Raw genomic sequence first — 16,502 nt, forward strand, 5'->3', positions numbered from 1 at the left:
TCCTTATTTTAATGTATATTGGTTGGACAGCCTGCCGCCGTCCTCGGAGTACCGGGGAACAATGCCGATCATGTCCAACCGCCGCAAGCGGTTCAGATTGCGGCTGGTGGCCGAACGGGAAAACCCCACGCTTTTGGCAAGGTTTTTGATGGATATGACCACACTGTGGTGGCGGCCTCCCGCCATATCCAGCAGGTAGCAGTAGAGGAGCTTGGCCGACGCGGGGGCGTGGAGGCCCGCGCACAGCCTGTATCTGGTCAGATCGTTCATCTTTTCCCTCCCTCCTTGAAAGCACGGGGCCTTACCGTTCCGGTTCGTGCTTTTTCTTATGGATTGGTTTGCTCTGCGTTTGCTCGCTCAGTCGTTCCCTTTCATCCCCGGTGCCTCTTTGGGGCTGGAGGGAGCGCAAATACTCAATTTCCTCCAGGGCGCGCTTGCATAAATCCTCCACGGCGGCCAGCCGGTCCCCCAGGTAGTGGCCCCAAAAGTATGCTTTTTCACCCTTTCTGCACTTCCAGGTGACAAACTGCGCGGGTGCTTTCTCGCTGTATCCGATGACAAATTCCGCATCGCCCACGGCCAGTCGGTCAGTAATGACATACCCGGCGTTGATCTCCTTTTCCATATCCTTAGAACCTCCTAACGCTCTTGTACTTGTTTTTTGTGCTTGGCCTGTTGCCCGGCCAGTATGTGTTTTAGCTGTTCCTTCGCCCAATCGGGCAGATATTCGGGTTTCAGAACGCCCAGGATGTCCTCCCGATTCCAGCGGGATTCCTTGCCGGAGTATAGATTAACGGTGTAGACCGCCCGGCCTCTGGCATTGGCATAAGTGCCAAAGCCGCCCACGGTAAGCGCAAGCTGATTATCGGCGGTGCGGTATTCAGGGCGCAGGCGCTCCGTCCTGATGACCACGACCTTGTTTTCAATGCTTTCGCCGTAATTGTTTGGTGTGCAATGTTCCGGTGTGAAGGGCGAAAGCGGGACGGTAATTTTATCCCGTTCCGCTTTGACCGCCTCAAGCTGCGCCTGCACCCGGTTGGTAAACTCGGTCATCATTTTCAAATAATCGTCACTTCCGACAGGGTCAGAAAATTGGTCGATGCCCAAGGGATTATCCCACGTGCAATAGCACACCATGTAGATGCAGTCGATTGTTCGGCTGTTGTCTGCACAGAAAAGGACCTCTTTATCGCCAACATGGATGGCGTGCTTGACTTCATAGGTGCTCACCATGCGTTTTTCTTCAGCCATTTTTATGTTCACGCTCCTTTGGGGCAGCGGAAAAGGGACGATTATCCGTCCCCTTCACACCGCACGCCCGTTATTTTTCTTTCCGTCTATGCAGGTACACCGCGCTGCCGATAATCACCAGGCAAAGCACGACAGCTAAAATTGTCTTCAACTCCACACAAAAACACCTCCTTGTATTCAATCAGCAGGTTGGTCCGTAGATAAAAAGAGCACCGGCATACATAAAAAAGCCGATGCACAAAAAGACGGCCAACGGGATGCTTCTCTGCCGGGTCGCCAACCCATAGACGCAGGCGGGAAGCAGGGCAAAAAAGAGAATGGCCGCCAACGCATTCAAGCCGAAGCAAAAACCCAGTGCCGCCGTCAGCTTTACATCGCCGCCCCCCACGCCGCCGTATTTTACGGCCAGAAGGAGCAGGCAAACACCCGGCAGCAGCAATCCCGCAATCCGCTCGGGCCAAGCCGGTTCTGGAAACAAAAAAGCGGATACGCCGCCGATCAGGAGGATGGAAATCCATGTCCAATCGGGAATAATCCGCTTTTTCCAATCCATGAAAGCCGCCCACAGGAGAGAGATAAAACAAAGCGGCAGCATATCAATTTCCCGTGGTGACATCATCGTCGTACATGCTGTCCACCACATAGATTTTCAGCGCCCCGCCGGTAATCCACTTGGACAGTGTTCCGCCGGGAGTATGAGCATCGGTGACAAGGAGCTGCGCGATGTAGTCCTTATCGTCGGGGAACCAGATGGGGACGTACTGCCTCCTATATCGGAAGGGGGAGGAGGGGTTCTCCTGGAAAACAAACTGGCCGCCTTCCTTCTCTAAGGGAATGGCGGTTTCATAACGGTGCTCGGGCAGATAAATTTCTGCAACTTGTGGAGCGGTAATCAGTTCCGGCCTGTCGTAGTTGCTATTCACGGTGGCGGTGACAAGGATGCCATAGCCATAACCCGATTTAAGATAGCCGCGGGATTTGGTGTCGTAGTCCAATGCGGCGGTAACTTTCAGCTCCGCGTAAAACTGCCGCCACACAAATTGACCGTTTTCATAGCGTTGCTCCCACCATGTCACCCTGGGCTGTTCGCTTCTTGGCGGCGGGTCGGGCAGCGTCCGGCTTTCCTCCGGTTCCGTATAGGTTACGTTTTTGATGACGGCCGATTGGGTATAGGTGTTGTTGCTTGTAGAAGTTTCATTATCCAAAATCTTATCGGGGTTGATGATGGCAATCAGGGTAACGCCCTTATCGGCCTGCACACTAGGGGTATCCCATTTGACCGACACGGTATTCCAGGTATTTTGCTCCATGACTACCGCGTCCACGCGCTTTTGCAGCGAAAGCTCCGGAATTTGAAACAGCACGGAAACTCTCTCGCCGGGTGTAAAATCCATGCTTCCTTGGTTGGATACCCGGATGGTGCTGATCACCGTTTGGTTTTCTTTATATTGGGCGGGCGTAATGCGCTGCACGTCCAGATCATAGGGGCGCTCCAACACCATGATTTCCGCCGCCGCCTGGTTGTTGCCCATATTGGTATCCGTGTAATCCGTAGGCGGCGACACCTGCGCCGCAAGCCGGATGCTGGTTCCTTTTTCGCCTGCCGTGCCGGAGATAAGGAAGGATTTCTTTTCATAGGCTTTGAAATTGGCCGTGGCGGGCACGGCGGGAACCGCCTTGCCGTCGATGGCGGCATTCAGGACCACATCGGTCAAGGCCTTGCCGGTGGAATTGGCAAAGTATACGGTGAAGCTGTATTCCTCCTGCTGGTAGGCTATGGGCGGCCAGGACAGATTCACCCATACGTCGCACAGTAGGTTATCGGGGTTATCTGGATTATTCGGATTGTCCGGGTCGTCTGGATTATCCGGGTTGTCAGGGTCCGGGGGGTTATGCGGGTCCTCCGGGCTGCCGGCAGGTCTTGCCACGACCGTGACGCTTGAAACGGCGGTGTTATTGCTAGGATTTCTGTCAATAAAGCCCTCCGGCGCTTGCACGTTGGCCCACAAATGATATATCTCGCCTGCCTTTCCCGCCGTGTCCTCAATCGTAAAGGACTTGGTTTCTCCCGGCTGGAAGGCTGCTGTTTGCGGAATTTCCACCAGCGTATTTTCATCGCTTTTCCCTTCCAGGGGTACAGCATTCAGCTCCCGGCCGGAATGATTGGTGAAACTTACGGTATAGGCGTATTTTTCATATTCGTAAACGGTCGGCGGCGCAAGAATGGCAGCCGCCAGGTCGCAGGGTTCCTTCAGGCCGGGCGGTTCGTCCGGGGGATTGCCAGGATTGCCGGGGTTATCCGGCGTGTCCGGCTCGTCGGGCGTGTCGTTGTCACCGGGCGTCGGTTCCGGCGCGGGGTCAACCACCTTGATAATAGCCGTGGCTGTGTTGTTATCAGGATCGTCGTCAATAAAGCCTTCGGGCACGCCGATATGCGTCCAGAGACGGATTTCGTCGGCGGCGGTGTCCGCCGTGCGCTTCACTTCATAGGCTTTGCTGGTATTGGCCGGGAAGTCCTGCGTGACCGGTATTTCTTTAATGGTTACGTCGTCCACCGTACCCTTTAGGGGTACGTCATAGGCCGGACTGCTTCCGCTGTTCAGGTAAATCACGGTAAAAGAATAGCTGTCGCCCCGGTTCACTGTGGCGGGGGCGCGGATGGCAACCGACAGATCGTTTCCTTCACATGCTTTGAACTTAAAGTAAAATTGAGCAGCAGGAATTTGGTAGTGGATTTTCTGCGTGATTTCGGTCTGCGTTTTGCTTTCCCCATCGGTGTATTCGGCGGTTTCCGGGGTGTAATCCCATTCAAGGCCGCAATAGATGAAGTTGCGGGACAGCGGAATATCGTCTTTGGCAAAGGTTACAGAGGTGGTTTGATAAGGATAAAGAAGTTCCGGCACACCTTTGTCTTGGGCGGTGAGCTTCCCGAAAATCTCCTGCTTATTTTCGTCGCACCAGGTTGCTTCTACATCAATCTTTACCGGGGCTTGATAGGATAGTGCCGTGTCCCGCATGGTTTCAAAGGCGACGAGCGTCTTTGCCGTCCAGCCGTAGCGGGTGGTCAGCGGTTCAAAATCGGTGTCCGTGTCATAGGTTCCGTACAGTTTGCCGGAAGCATGGCCGTGGATTTCCACTACCAGGCTGCCTTTCAGAGTGTAGGTCCCGCCGTCACAGCGGTTGATCCAGGCGGCGATCCGCTCCTGTTCATGGTCGGCCACAGTGTTGGCGCTGACGAGATCAATGCGCTGCGGCTCCGGGAAGGCTTTCAGCAGCGTTTCGCCCTCATAGATTTCTTTCACGTTCATGCCGATGGTGCGGTAGCGGGTGTCATATGTGGCGGGGACTTGGAAAACCACATTGGCCGTAACGACAAGAACGGCCCCTTCATCTGTCTGGGCGGTGACAGTATAAGGGCCGCAAGCCTCCTTGTTTTCAATGGTCAATGGATAGTTTGGGGTTATCGCTTGGCTTTGGCCGCCGTACTCCAGCCGAACCTCTGTAAGATTGCCGGTTTTAGCCGTGGTATTTATAGAAATCCGGGCCGGGAATTGCTCCACGGCGATCACTCCGCTTTCACTGGCCAGGCTGTCTATGGGAGAAGCGATATTGATGGCCATGTCGCTCTCCGACAAGGCGAAGGCTTGTGCCGACATCAGCAGGCAGCAGACCAGCACAAGCGGAATGGCAAGGATGAGCTTTTTAATCATGGGGAACCTCCTTCCTCAATGCGGATGTTGACGCTGGATATGGTAAAGGGAAGCCGGATCGTGCCGCTCAGAAAGTTAAAAACGCTGCGGGTTTTCAGCGCCCCGGTCAGCGTCAGGCAGGGGGGCTGTCGGTGGCGTCGATGCGCTCAACTTCAAGCTGGTAAACCCACTGATTCCCGGCATACTTATTTAATCCAGAATCCAGCTCCATATTTTCGTAGAAATAGGCGTACAGCATCTCTTGGGCCAGGGCGCTGTCCATCCGGGAATAGCCGTCCCGACGGTAATCGTCCCGCATGGCGTATTCCACGGAGCTGTTTACGCCCCGCTGGAGAACATATTCCACCTGCTGATACAGGCTTTCCATGCGGAAGTATTCGATAAGCATTACGGAAAGGGTCAGAATGAAAAAGACAAGGATCAGGATAAACAAAAAAACGTCGCCTTTGCGGTTGTTCATCATTCGATTAAAATGGCCCACGGCTTTCCTCCTTTCCGGCGCTTATTCGGGCAGTTTCCAGTATTTCTCCGACATGCCGGTGATACTTACGCGCATGGGAATATGGATTTGAATGGGGGCCGTAAAGGACGGCCTGAAAAGAGTAAAGGCGTGGCTGTATGCCATTGTGATGGTGAAAGTGTCCCTTAACTGGATTTTTTGGTTTTGCTCATCGCAATACGCCACGTCTTCGACGGTCATTTCCGGCGACAGGCCGGTTTGCTGCTTCAACCGATAAAACACGTCATAGGCGGGTTCGGCTATTTGCCCCTCCAGTTCAACCACGCGCACAACCCGGCGGCACATGTGATTCAAATTCAAATAGGTCGTGAAAACGCCCAAAAAGCTGATTACCGTGGCCATAAGCGTAATCACTACCAGGGTCTTGATGATCAGATCGATATAACTGCTGCCTTTTTGGTTCAAAAGCAGCTTAGGAAAAGGCCGGGGGAGAGAAGCTCTCCCCCATAAGCCCCGGTGCTGTCTGTTCATTGCTCTTGCACCTCCCGCATCCGCGGATATGCTTTTTGCGCCTTTCATCAGTTCAACAGGTTGGTGATTTTGGCAACGATACTGTTCCAGATAGTGGTGATGGAGCCTTGATACAGGGTCATAAAGACCGCGCCCACCACCACGACAATGAGCACCACGATGAGCCAACCGGTCATTTGGTCCCCGGAGGGGTTTGCCAGTACGTTCCGGGCTTTCAGGCCCGCCATTTTGATTTTGTTTTTCAAAGCAGTCATCATGATAAATACCTCCATATTTGTTAGATTTGGTTGGAAAGGGAAGCAATGCCTCCCCTTGGGCCGCTGCCTTTTGGCGGCAATTAGTTCAAAAGGCCGGTAATTTTGGTGACGATACTGTTCCAGATGTCGGTGATGGAACCCTGATACAGGGTCATGAAGATTGCGCCCACCACCACGACAACCAGCACCACAATCAGCCAGCCGGTCATTTGGTCGCCGTCGCGCTTTGCCAGCACGTTTCCGGCTTTCACCAGAGCGGTAGTCATCCTTTTTCTCATGGATTTTCCTCCTTTCTTCGGTATTGAGGGGGTCCGCATTTTTTTACATGCTCTACCTCCTAGAAGATGGTTATTTGAAAGGGGCTTTCCCCGTTTCAGCGCGCTAAAAAAGGCCCCCCATTGATCGGGTCATGTGGGAGCCGATGACGTAGAGCAGGGTAGCCAGGGTCACGGCCACCAGCGGTATAGATGCGATTTTGACCCGGCGGGGCAGCAGATTCAGTTTTGTCTTGAGGGCTTCCCTGGCTTTGAGGTCCATGTCCCGGGCGAGATAGGCCAAGGCATCCCCTTGGCGCTCGCCCCGGTGCAGTCCGATGAGGGCGTTGACGAGAAAGGAAATATCGGTCAGGCCGAGACGCGCGTTGAAGTTGCGCAGCGCGGCTTCAATGCTGATGGACTTCATCTCCAGGACCAGAATGGAGATGTCGTCATAGAACACGTCGCTGGCAACGCGCAGATAATCTTCAAAGATTTGCACCAGGTCCGCCTGGACGACGGTTTTTTGGCTGTCTCCCCGCATGTCGTCCAGCTTGTACAGGATGGAGCGGATAAAACTTGGCATTTCCATTTCAATGCGCTTCTTTTTCGCTTTCAGTTGGTCTTTCAGGTCGGACGTAAAATGGAAATAGACAACCACCGCGAAGATGACAATGATCGGAGTGAGGCTTGCCGCGCCGATGAGCAAAAGCGGAATCAGGAGCAGCAGGGTGAAGGCGGCGCAGATAAGCGCCCTTGCCTGGTATTCCTGGGGTGTGAGGCCCAGCCCCCCACGCCGCAGCATGGAGAACATCCTTGCTTCCTGTACGGGGTCGAGCCGGATCAGCCGGGCAACCGGCTTGACCAGGGGCATGACCAAGCGGTTCAGCAGCCGTTTGCCCGGTTTCTCTTTTTGGGTCTGCAAATTTCTCAGGTTTTTCTTCATGCTGGCCCTGGGGATTTTCCAAAGCTCCCGGCAAATGAAAAATCCTGCCGCCAGCAGCAGGATGAAAACGACAATTTGGTAAAACAACGGTGAACCTCCTTTGCTATCGGTTGGCCGGTTTCGTCGCCCGCAGCACGTAAAAGGCCGTGCCAAGGGCGGTCAGCAGCATGAGGACAACCAGCAGCTTGCCGATGGCGGTTGCGGTTAGGATGGAAAACCATTCGGCGTTGGAGAAGCGCATGAGGGGAATCACGCTGAACATCAGGGCCGCGGTCAATAAATAGTCCCGCCAGACGCGTACCATCATGCCGTCGCTCTCCACTTGCATGGACTTGGCGTCGTTCATGGCCTTTACTATAGGAAACAAAGCGAATTTCAACCGCCGGTCGTGATGACAAAGAATAAGCATTTTGGTCCACTCGGCAAAATAGCGGTTGCGTATTTTTGCCGACAAACGGTACAATCCATGTTCGATGTTGGGATTGATGTATTTTATTTCCGAAATAAACTCGTCAAAGGGCGTGATGGTTCTCAGATGGATTGGAAGGTAACGGTTTTTTTCTTCAACATACAACTCGATTGCTTTGACAATATCGTCGCAAGAGGCGTAGGCGTTGGTAATGACGGACATTGTGTTCTCCAATCCTTCTATTTCCTCCCGCGCCACCGTCGCGCTTTTTACGGTCAGGAAGATGTAGGGGACGGGAAGCAGACATGCCGCCGCTACCGCCGCCAGGTCCGGGCTGTTAAACAGCATCATTCCGGACAGAAAACCACCTGCCGCCGTTGCCAGCATCATCATGAGAAATTTCTTCCGCGTGCAGCGGGTCTGCCGGAACAGGGTTTGCAAGCGGATGGCGATTCGCTCGGCGGTTTTCAGCTTTGCGCCTGTGAGATAGAGGCGGCGTTTTTTCAGCAGGTTCTGCTCCACCGCAAAAGGGTTCAGGTTTAGCAGAAGGAACAGGGCAAAGCTAATAAGCCCGAACACAAGCATCAGGAATAGATGAATAGAGTTCATGGGGAGCCTCCTTCCGCACCTTCCGCAAAGCGGCGGATTTCCTTTTGCGGAACGCCACCTATTAAGAGCTTTTCGGCCAGCGCCGGGGAAATGTTGCCCAAACGCCGGTGGCTTCCCGCTACTTTGGCAATTCTTTCGGCTTTGTCATGCTCATAGTGGTCCACTGCATAGCGGTAAAGGGTGGTGCCGGTGACTTCACCATTCCGCACGCCGGTGGCTTCAAAAATCTCCATGTATTTGCGGGATTTGTCCGGGAGCTGCCGTTTGAAAACCATAATCGGAAACGCTTCAACGATATTGCGCAGCAACCGTTCCTCCGACAGTGAGGTCCCGGCTTCCAGGCACATGGTTAAAATCCTGTCGTAAGCGGATCCGGCGCTGTTGGCGTGCAGGGTGCTCACAATGGTGTGCCCCGTCCGCCCGGCCTCCTGCACGGTCAAGGCCTCCGAACCGCGCATTTCCGCCGGGACAAGTATTTCCGGGTGCAGCCGTAGCGACAGCTTTAATAAGTCCAGCATGGTGACGGGATTTGGCGCTTCTTTTGTCAAAAGGTGAATCACGTCATTGGACATAATGCCGTTTTCATCGTACTTGGCCAGGGATAATTCCCGCGTGTCCTCGATGGTGACAATGCGCTTTGCGGGAGCTACGGAACTGAGGATATAGCCCATGTCTGCCGTTTTGCCGCTGCCGGTGGCTCCGGCGATGGCTATGGAAACGCCATTGTTGACACAGATAGTCAAAAAGTCCAATTCCTCCGCCGTCGCCGTCCCCCAGCGAATCAGGTTCTGCCTGGTGATGAAAGACGGCTTTTGCTTGCGGATGGAGGCGATGGCTCCGGCGTTTGCGTCAACACAGGGCTCTATTGCGCCCGACATTCTGACGCCCCGTGAAATATAGCTGTCCCCGACAGGCTTCGAGCCATCAAGGATTACGCCGCCAAACCTGCTCATTTTCCTGACGATGTTGGCGCAGGCTTCCGGGCTGCCGAAGGTTTCCGGCAGGCGCACCTTTTTGTCCTTGTACTGCACCCAGACGCCGCTATAGCCATTGACATTGATTTCCTCGGTATCGTCGTCCTGCAAATAGGGGGATAAAAGCCCCATAAAGGCCATATCGTTATATACCGCGTCCACCAGCTCGGAAATGTTCCGCACGTCCTTAGCTACCAATTGTTCGCTGGCTAAGTAGCGCATAATCAGGTCTTTGAGCTTGGCTTCAGCTTCTTGGGAGTACAGGACCTGGGCTAGCTCCGTGGAATGGTTTTGAGCGATAATGCGCTGTAATTTGTCTAAAATCTCGCCGTAGTCCCGCGCCTCCAGGTTGCTTTCCTCAGTGGCGGAACGCCGCTTATTAGCGCGATAGATCAAGTCATGGATGGAAAATCGGCTGTTCATGGCTTGCCACCTCCGCAGATTCCGTCAGCAATCTGTTCCAGCACCTTGCCGTAATACCGGCAGGCCCGGTCGCGGTGGAAATACAAGGGCGTTCCAGCGTTTTGCAGCTCGCTGGCTCGCTTGACGTAAGGCAGCTCAAAGGGAAAGTAAAGTCCGGTCATCTCCCGGTAGGTCTGATCGTCGAATTCGCCGTTAGGAGCTTGCAGGATATGGATTTGCTTTTCCGCTATGTGCAACTCCCGCACAAAATCGGCAACGCCCTGATGCCACATCTGCGCCGCAATGGAAGGCCGGTGCAGGGTGCAGATTGTTTCCGCCAGCCACAAGCCCACGCCTGACACCGGGTTTGTCAGCTCCGCGGCTCCGTCGATGATTAGAATGTCGAACACCACGGATGCGGCGTTGATCATCTGTTCCACCTGCTCAAGGGTCACGGTATCACAGAGAAGGCCGGTATAGCGGCTGGGTGGGGACAGGAAAAACAGGTTTTTGCTCTCTCCGGACGCTACGAATTTTTCCCCGATGTTGGGGTTGTCTTCGCTTAGTGCCCGGAACATGCCCTTATCCGGGGGGACATTCTGGCCGAAGAAGATTTGCAGCTCTCCGAAGACCAAATTGGAAGAAATGAGGGCCACCAGACGCTCACGGACGGAAAGGGCGTAAGCCAGGTTGGTCGCGAAGGTGCTTTTTCCGCTGTTGTTGCCGCCCCAGACGGTGATGATTTTACTGCTCATGGCTCACACCCCGTTTCTCAAAGACCAAGTGCAGTTTGCCGGTGTATTCGGCCTGGATAAGCCTTTCCGCTTGCGCTTCGGTGACGATCAATGTCACGGCTTTCACGATGGGGTCCCCGGTGGAGGACTGGCTTTCGGCCTGCTGCTTCCGGACCTGGGCGGCATCCTGGGCGCGGGCATTCTCCGCGCTGTAAACCTCCAGTTCTTTTAATTCGGAATAGATGATCACCTGCGGAGAGGCGCTTTGCCCGTTGGGTGATTTGTCCGTAAACACGGCCACCGTTACGATGTCACCGCTTCTTAGGTGGGAGGATAATCCCGCCGCGATGCTGGGCACGCTGATAGTGACCAAACGTTGATTGTTTGCGGCAATGCGGTCAAGCAGCTTGCTGGCAACCGTTCCGCCGAGTTTTTGCGGAAACAAAAAATCTCCCTTGGCAATGTCCGTCTGCGCGATTTTTCCAATAATCAGGGACTTGTCATTCATGACATTCTCCGGCAGGCCATAGCTTCCGACTTCCGCTGAAACAAGGTGTTTGTCCTGGATTTCCGTCCCTGCTGGGATGTCCGCTGCCGCCCGCAACACTGTCGCGGTCGCGTTTTTGCTTTCGTAAAAGCGAGGCAACAGAAAAAACGAAACGCCCGCCGCCAGGATTAGGCAAAGGGCGCTTAAAAATATCCGATTCTTGAGTAGCTTCAAATTGTTTTGTTCCTCCTTTCAAGTTTTTAAAAATAAGGATAAAGGAAGGCTTTACCAGCCGAAAAAGAGCAGAATTTTTTTTTCGGCTGGTAAGTTTTCAGTGGGATAAAGGCATTGAGAAGGAGAATGAGGAAAAAGCGGCGCTATTTGCACTTTTCGTAAGCCACCCTCGGGGTAAAACCACTTTTTTAATCATGGAATGTTACACACTTTTTTTTGCCGCATTTTCCTTTATACTCGTCGAAGTGTAAACAATACTTGCAATCCCGTTCCTCCGCCACTTTAACGGGTTTGCGGTCATGTCCCGGTTTTTCCTGCATTAAGCGTTCGTATGCGCGCAGAGGGCCTTCTGTAAAGTGCATGAAAGCACCTCCTTTCAAAAGAAGGCACAAAAAAACCCTCATTCATTAAAGAGGGGATTGCTATAGGTAGCGGTCAAATACCGATTTATCGTTCCTGCTCCCGCTGTCGCTTTTTGTACCAGCTTTCAAGCAACTGAACAATTAAGTCCTCTTTTTGTTTTTCGGTAAAGTTACTAGGGAAAAAACGGTCGATGCGCTCACGCTGGATATTGAATTTTTCCTTTTGATTGGGCTTTTCTTCAGTGAGAATAGAAAAGATGACGTCCACACTCAGCCGCCCGTCCTGACTGAGCTTTTTCATCCGTTGCGCCTGCGCCAAAGACGGAGTGCAGTCTTCCGATTGCATGGTTTCATAAAGCTCCTGCTGTTCCTTTTCGGCCAAATAGGAAAGCTCCACAGCAGGATTAAAGGCAATTTGCTTTTCGTCTACCATTTCAAGAATGGAGGGGAGCAAGGAGGTAAGGCGAATATGGCGGAAAATCTGATTTTTACTTTCGCCCATTTGTTCTGCTAAAATTTCACTTGATTTTTTACCGTCTAACTTGTTCCCAACTTGGGAACAAGTTAAATCTGTTCTTTGTCCCTGCCTGTTCATGGCTTCCAGCTTCATTTTATAGGCAAAAGCTTTCTCGCTTGGCAGGATGCTTTCCCTTTGTAGGTTGCTGTCAACCATAATAATGGTGGCCTGATCATCGTCCAGTTCCCGGACAATGCAGGGCATTGTTTCCAATCCCGCAAGCTTGCTTGCCTTTTTGCGCCGGTGCCCGGCCACCATTTCAAAGCCGCCGCCTGTTTTTGGCCGCACGAGGCCGGGGACCAAAACGCCATACTGCTTTACGCTGTCCGCCATTTCCAGCATGGCTTCATCCGCTTTTACCTTAAAAGGATGGTTTGGGAAGTCGCTGATTTCAGACAGGGGAATGTCCAGCACCTTTTCACGCTGTTCCTCGGCGCGGCTTTCCTCTGTGGTGAAAAGATCATCTACTGAGGCCAGCTTGATGCTGTCTCTTGCGCTGCTTTTCGCCAATGTCCTGTACCTCCTTCGTAAAGGCTTCATAGGCTTTTGCCGCCAGACCGTGAGGGTCGTGAAGGTAAATACTCTTTCCTCTGGCGCTGGTTTCCGCCGCACGGATAGACAAGGGGATTTCCGTTTGGAAAATGCGCAGTTTGTCACCGTAGTCGCGGCGCAGGATAAAGGAAATGTCCTTGGCAAAGTTGGTGCGGGTATCCACCATTGTCACCAAAACGCCGTCAATGGTCAGCTTCGGATTGATTTGCCGTCTTACCCTGGCTATGGTCTGTAAGAGCTGCGTCATTCCTTTGGCGGGCAAATAGTGTGCCTGAACGGGAATGATAACACTGTCTGCGGCAGCAAGGGCGTTGATGGTCATCATACCTAAGCTCGGCATACAGTCGATCAGTACATAGTCGTACTTGTCTTTGACGGTGTTGATGTAGCTGCGCAACACCGTTTCCCGGCTCATGGTGTTGACGAGTGACACCTCAATCGCGGACAATTCGATGTTTCCCGGCATGAGGTCAACACCTTCCGAATGGCGAAGGATGCCCTCGTCAGATCCATACGGTTCCTCCATCATTGTCTTAGTAAGGATAGTAGCCAGCGTAACGGGTAAATTGTCCGGTTCCCGATAACCCAATGAGTCTGTCAGGTTTCCTTGAGCATCCGCGTCTACCAGTAACACCTTTTTTTCTTGTGTCGCAAGGCCGATACCCAGGTTGACCGTTGTGGTCGTTTTGCCCGTGCCGCCTTTCTGGTTGGCAAGGGCGATTACTTTTGACACTTAAATTTCCTCCTTTCACGTAAATGAAGCCGTCTGCTTTATATTGATATGCTCCCCTTTGAGTAGACACCTGAAATAACAAAAATTCAGGACTACGCAAAGGGGAGTTTTTATGGGAAAAAGATATGTTAGTTATGAAGAAAAATTGGAAGCAGTAGAAAAATACAATCGCGGGGAAGGAAGCCAGAAGAATATAGCGCATGAATATGGGGTACATCAAGCCAGCTTTCAGCAATGGATAGCAAATTACGATGCCATGGGGCCATTAGGGCTGGCAACTGGACATATGAACAACAGATACAGCCTAGAATTAAAAACTGTAGCAGCAGAAGCGTATCTCCGGGGCGAAGGAAGCCAAGTAGAGATATGTAAAAGGTATAGCATCCGCAGTAAGAAGCAACTCCAGGATTGGATAACATTGTATAATGGTCATAAAGAGTTTCGGGCTATCGGAGGCCCAGGGAGAGGAATCTATATGACCAAAGGACGTACCACCACGTTAGACGAGCGGATTGAAATTGTCAGCTACTGCATAGCTAAAGGCAAGGACTATGGCGCGGCAATCGAGAAATACGCGGTGTCCTACCAGCAGATATACAGCTGGGTTGGCAAGTATGAGGAAAAAGGCGTAGACGGGCTGATCGATAAGCGCGGGAAACACAAGCAGCTGGAGGAAATGACTGAAGTCGAGCGCCTTCGAGCGGAGAACAAGATGCTCAAAGCCGAGAACAAACAAAAAGAAATGGAGATTGCTGTGCTAAAAAAAGTCCGGGAAATCGAAAGGAGGCGGGGCTAAGCGGCGTTCGGCAGGAAAGTTTTTACTTGTCTGTAAAGGAGCTGCATGAAAACGAAGCATACCCAATAGGGAATATTTGCAGGATATTAGACCTGAACAGGTCGTCCTATTACAAATGGCTCCACCGCAACAAGAGCACCCGTGAGTGTGAGAACGAGGATCTTCTTCACAAGCTTGGATATCTTTACGCTGAATTCAACGGTACATATGGATACAGGAGACTGACAGACGAACTGAACGCTAAATACAAAACCAACTACAACTACAAACGTATATACCGTCTTACCCAACTGGTAGGAATAAAAGCGGTCATCCGCAGGAAACGTCCGCAATACCAGCGTTCTACGCCGGAAGTTACGGCGGAGAACATTCTGAACCGTGATTTCACGGCAGAAAATCTTAACGAGAAGTGGCTAACCGATGTGACAGAATTCAAATACGGAGAAAATGCAAAGCTGTATTTGAGCGCAATCCTTGATCTCAAAGATAAAGGTATTGTCTCTTTCGCAATTGGCCGTAGCAACAATAACCAGCTCGTATTTGAAACCTTTGATTTGGCTGTTTCCAAATACCCGGATGCCCACCCGATATTTCATAGTGACCGGGGTTATCAATATACAAGTAAGCAATTCAAGACCAGATTGGACAAGGCTGGAATGATACAAAGCATGTCGCGGGTCGGTCGCTGCATCGACAACGGACCCATGGAAGGCTTTTGGGGCATTCTCAAATGCGAAATGTACTACCTTGGCAATTTCAAGGATTACGACAGTCTAGTAGCAGCCGTTGAGAGCTACATATATTTCTACAACTACGAACGCAGGCAAAAGAAGCTGAACAAAATGCCTCCGATGACCTACCGCCAGTTGTTCGAAAATGCAGCATAAAAAATGGACCCCGTTTTGACGGAGTCCAGGAAAAATGACTTTATTTTTTCATCTGTCTACTTGACAGGGAGCAGTTCATATGAGAATAAAGCAAACGGCTTTTTTTCTTAGTTTATATGAAAAGAGAACACCGTGTAAAAAACGACATTCTCTCAATCATTACTCATTCTAAAATTTGAACACTTTACATATGTCACCACTGGGATAAAATAATACATATAAACATGCCGAACATGGTTTTTTCAATACCTCTTTTATTGCAAAGTTAAATAAGGAACATTTTAGAACCTTGACTGTATTACAAATAAACTCTAACCATCCAAATTTGAGTGCCAAAAATAAAACGAAGCATGGTTCTGGTGCTATTGGCTATGGCAGTTAGTCATCATCACAATCCTCTAACAATATTTCCAGATGACTACGGAATTTCAATTCAAATATTCTACCATCCTTAACATTATCGGCAAACGTATTATAATCTACCGGACTTAAGAACGTAAAATAATACCGATCTGGTTTCCTATGTTTTTCAAGTTCCGCATTTAGAAGTTCAAAATGCCTTTTAGCTGCTCTGTTTTTTGCTTTATTTTCAAGGCTATCATCATTGTCTGACTTAATTTCTACGACAATAATGTTATTGTCTTTCTTGATAAAAAAGTCAGGATTAAAAGCTTTAAATTTACTTCCCTTATTTTTTTGATAATCAATGCTGTAGAACCCTTTATCTCTTGATTTAATCCATGTATCAATATGTTGCGAAAATCCGTCGCTGGTCAATAGCTCTACGAATTTTTTCTCAGGTTCAAGGGTGGTAAAAACTACATTAACTGGTGTTTTGAAATTATACCTGTTAATTTCGTTATCTTGGCGTTTTTTTAATTCTTGACGCACTGCTTCAAAAATAGTCAGTTCATCCTCTTCTATCTCATTTTTATAATTATCCGAGAAAAATAGCGACACATCTCTAATCAGAGTCCCATATCTTGAAGTTTCTGATTTCATATCTGCCGTATTTAATGGAACTAAAATATCTACCGCCTTTTCCAATACAGGAGTAGTCGGCTTTTTTCTAAGTAATCCATTAAAACGGCCATATATTTTATCGGCATTTTCTAAAGTAAGGAATGAACCATTCTCCCCAATATCTCTCATTGATTTTTCAATGAAGGTTCTAATATCTTGTATAGATGGAAGTTTCTCTTGCTCATATTCGCCACTGGGAAAGATCAACTTTGCTTCCAATGCACGACCTTTAAAACTCTCAATAATTTTATTGATCACTTCATCAATAGAAATCAATTCTTTTTGAATAATTGTCGATTTTAAATGAAGATGTCCCTTTATATCCTCATAAGTCGTTTTCTTGGGCTCTTTTTCGCTTTGAGAGACCAATTTAA

General features: G+C 50.6%; 19 protein-coding genes and 1 pseudogene. 2 read left to right on the plus strand and 18 right to left on the minus strand.

Annotation, left to right across the window (positions count from 1 at the left end; translation table 11 throughout):
* Positions 1-3: 3 nt before the first annotated feature.
* The 17 genes from CEQ75_RS15710 to CEQ75_RS15785 form a co-directional block, all read right to left on the minus strand.
* Complete coding sequence (locus CEQ75_RS15710) at positions 4-270, minus strand: helix-turn-helix domain-containing protein (RefSeq protein WP_089612034.1); 267 nt, start codon at positions 268-270, stop codon at positions 4-6.
* Between the two features lie 31 nt (positions 271-301).
* Positions 302-625 carry a hypothetical protein gene (locus CEQ75_RS15715; protein WP_242965262.1) on the minus strand — a complete coding sequence of 108 codons (324 nt, stop codon included), beginning with the start codon at positions 623-625 and terminating at the stop codon, positions 302-304.
* A gap of 14 nt (positions 626-639) precedes the next feature.
* Entirely contained in the window at positions 640-1,251 is a 612-nt protein-coding gene (locus CEQ75_RS15720; protein WP_089612035.1) for a hypothetical protein, read from the minus strand.
* A gap of 181 nt (positions 1,252-1,432) precedes the next feature.
* Complete coding sequence (locus CEQ75_RS15725; RefSeq protein WP_242965270.1) at positions 1,433-1,870, minus strand: prepilin peptidase; 438 nt, start codon at positions 1,868-1,870, stop codon at positions 1,433-1,435.
* A complete protein-coding gene (locus CEQ75_RS15730) occupies positions 1,848-4,961 on the minus strand; it encodes a DUF8195 domain-containing protein (RefSeq protein ID WP_089612037.1) in 3,114 nt (1,037 codons plus the stop codon). Before CEQ75_RS15730 ends, CEQ75_RS15725 begins: the two co-directional genes overlap by 23 nt.
* A 112-nt stretch (positions 4,962-5,073) precedes the next feature.
* Positions 5,074-5,442 (minus strand): hypothetical protein, encoded by a 369-nt coding sequence (locus CEQ75_RS15735; RefSeq protein WP_242965271.1) that lies wholly within the window; start codon positions 5,440-5,442, stop codon positions 5,074-5,076.
* A gap of 21 nt (positions 5,443-5,463) precedes the next feature.
* Positions 5,464-5,952 carry a DUF4320 family protein gene (locus CEQ75_RS15740; RefSeq protein WP_089612038.1) on the minus strand — a complete coding sequence of 163 codons (489 nt, stop codon included), beginning with the start codon at positions 5,950-5,952 and terminating at the stop codon, positions 5,464-5,466.
* A gap of 47 nt (positions 5,953-5,999) precedes the next feature.
* Positions 6,000-6,209, minus strand: coding sequence for a hypothetical protein (locus CEQ75_RS15745; protein WP_089612672.1), 210 nt, complete (start codon positions 6,207-6,209; stop codon positions 6,000-6,002).
* Between the two features lie 80 nt (positions 6,210-6,289).
* Complete coding sequence (locus CEQ75_RS15750) at positions 6,290-6,487, minus strand: hypothetical protein (RefSeq protein ID WP_089612039.1); 198 nt, start codon at positions 6,485-6,487, stop codon at positions 6,290-6,292.
* 103 nt (positions 6,488-6,590) lie between these two features.
* Positions 6,591-7,496 (minus strand): hypothetical protein, encoded by a 906-nt coding sequence (locus CEQ75_RS15755; RefSeq protein ID WP_242965272.1) that lies wholly within the window; start codon positions 7,494-7,496, stop codon positions 6,591-6,593.
* Positions 7,497-7,512: 16 nt separating this feature from the next.
* Positions 7,513-8,427 (minus strand): hypothetical protein, encoded by a 915-nt coding sequence (locus tag CEQ75_RS15760; protein ID WP_089612040.1) that lies wholly within the window; start codon positions 8,425-8,427, stop codon positions 7,513-7,515.
* Positions 8,424-9,824: an ATPase, T2SS/T4P/T4SS family gene (locus CEQ75_RS15765; RefSeq protein ID WP_089612041.1), complete on the minus strand. Its 1,401-nt coding sequence runs from the start codon at positions 9,822-9,824 to the stop codon at positions 8,424-8,426. Before CEQ75_RS15765 ends, CEQ75_RS15760 begins: the two co-directional genes overlap by 4 nt.
* The gene (locus CEQ75_RS15770; protein WP_089612042.1) at positions 9,821-10,558 is read right to left on the minus strand and encodes a CpaE/TadZ family protein; all 738 of its coding nucleotides are present in this window, start codon (positions 10,556-10,558) and stop codon (positions 9,821-9,823) included. Before CEQ75_RS15770 ends, CEQ75_RS15765 begins: the two co-directional genes overlap by 4 nt.
* Positions 10,548-11,258, minus strand: coding sequence for a Flp pilus assembly protein CpaB (gene cpaB, locus CEQ75_RS15775; protein WP_089612043.1), 711 nt, complete (start codon positions 11,256-11,258; stop codon positions 10,548-10,550). The genes CEQ75_RS15770 and cpaB overlap by 11 nt, the downstream gene beginning before the upstream one ends.
* A gap of 188 nt (positions 11,259-11,446) precedes the next feature.
* Positions 11,447-11,620 (minus strand): hypothetical protein, encoded by a 174-nt coding sequence (locus CEQ75_RS18735; protein ID WP_198306566.1) that lies wholly within the window; start codon positions 11,618-11,620, stop codon positions 11,447-11,449.
* Between the two features lie 85 nt (positions 11,621-11,705).
* Positions 11,706-12,647, minus strand: a complete 942-nt coding sequence (locus CEQ75_RS15780; RefSeq protein WP_089612044.1) for a ParB/RepB/Spo0J family partition protein — start codon at positions 12,645-12,647, stop codon at positions 11,706-11,708.
* Positions 12,598-13,422, minus strand: coding sequence for a ParA family protein (locus tag CEQ75_RS15785; RefSeq protein ID WP_089612045.1), 825 nt, complete (start codon positions 13,420-13,422; stop codon positions 12,598-12,600). Before CEQ75_RS15785 ends, CEQ75_RS15780 begins: the two co-directional genes overlap by 50 nt.
* Positions 13,423-13,534: 112 nt before the next feature.
* Here CEQ75_RS15785 and CEQ75_RS15790 point away from each other — a divergent pair, with 112 nt between their 5' ends.
* Positions 13,535-14,218 carry a helix-turn-helix domain-containing protein gene (locus tag CEQ75_RS15790; protein ID WP_089612046.1) on the plus strand — a complete coding sequence of 228 codons (684 nt, stop codon included), beginning with the start codon at positions 13,535-13,537 and terminating at the stop codon, positions 14,216-14,218.
* Between the two features lie 23 nt (positions 14,219-14,241).
* A pseudogene (locus CEQ75_RS15795) lies at positions 14,242-15,105 on the plus strand (IS3 family transposase); the annotation flags it as partial.
* Positions 15,106-15,483: 378 nt separating this feature from the next.
* Here CEQ75_RS15795 and CEQ75_RS18740 read toward each other — a convergent pair.
* Positions 15,484-16,497, minus strand: coding sequence for a hypothetical protein (locus CEQ75_RS18740; protein WP_198306568.1), 1,014 nt, complete (start codon positions 16,495-16,497; stop codon positions 15,484-15,486).
* Positions 16,498-16,502 lie beyond the last annotated feature (5 nt).

The sequence above is a fragment of the Dehalobacterium formicoaceticum genome, assembly GCF_002224645.1.
In the GTDB taxonomy this organism is placed as follows: Bacteria; Bacillota; Dehalobacteriia; order Dehalobacteriales; family Dehalobacteriaceae; genus Dehalobacterium; species Dehalobacterium formicoaceticum.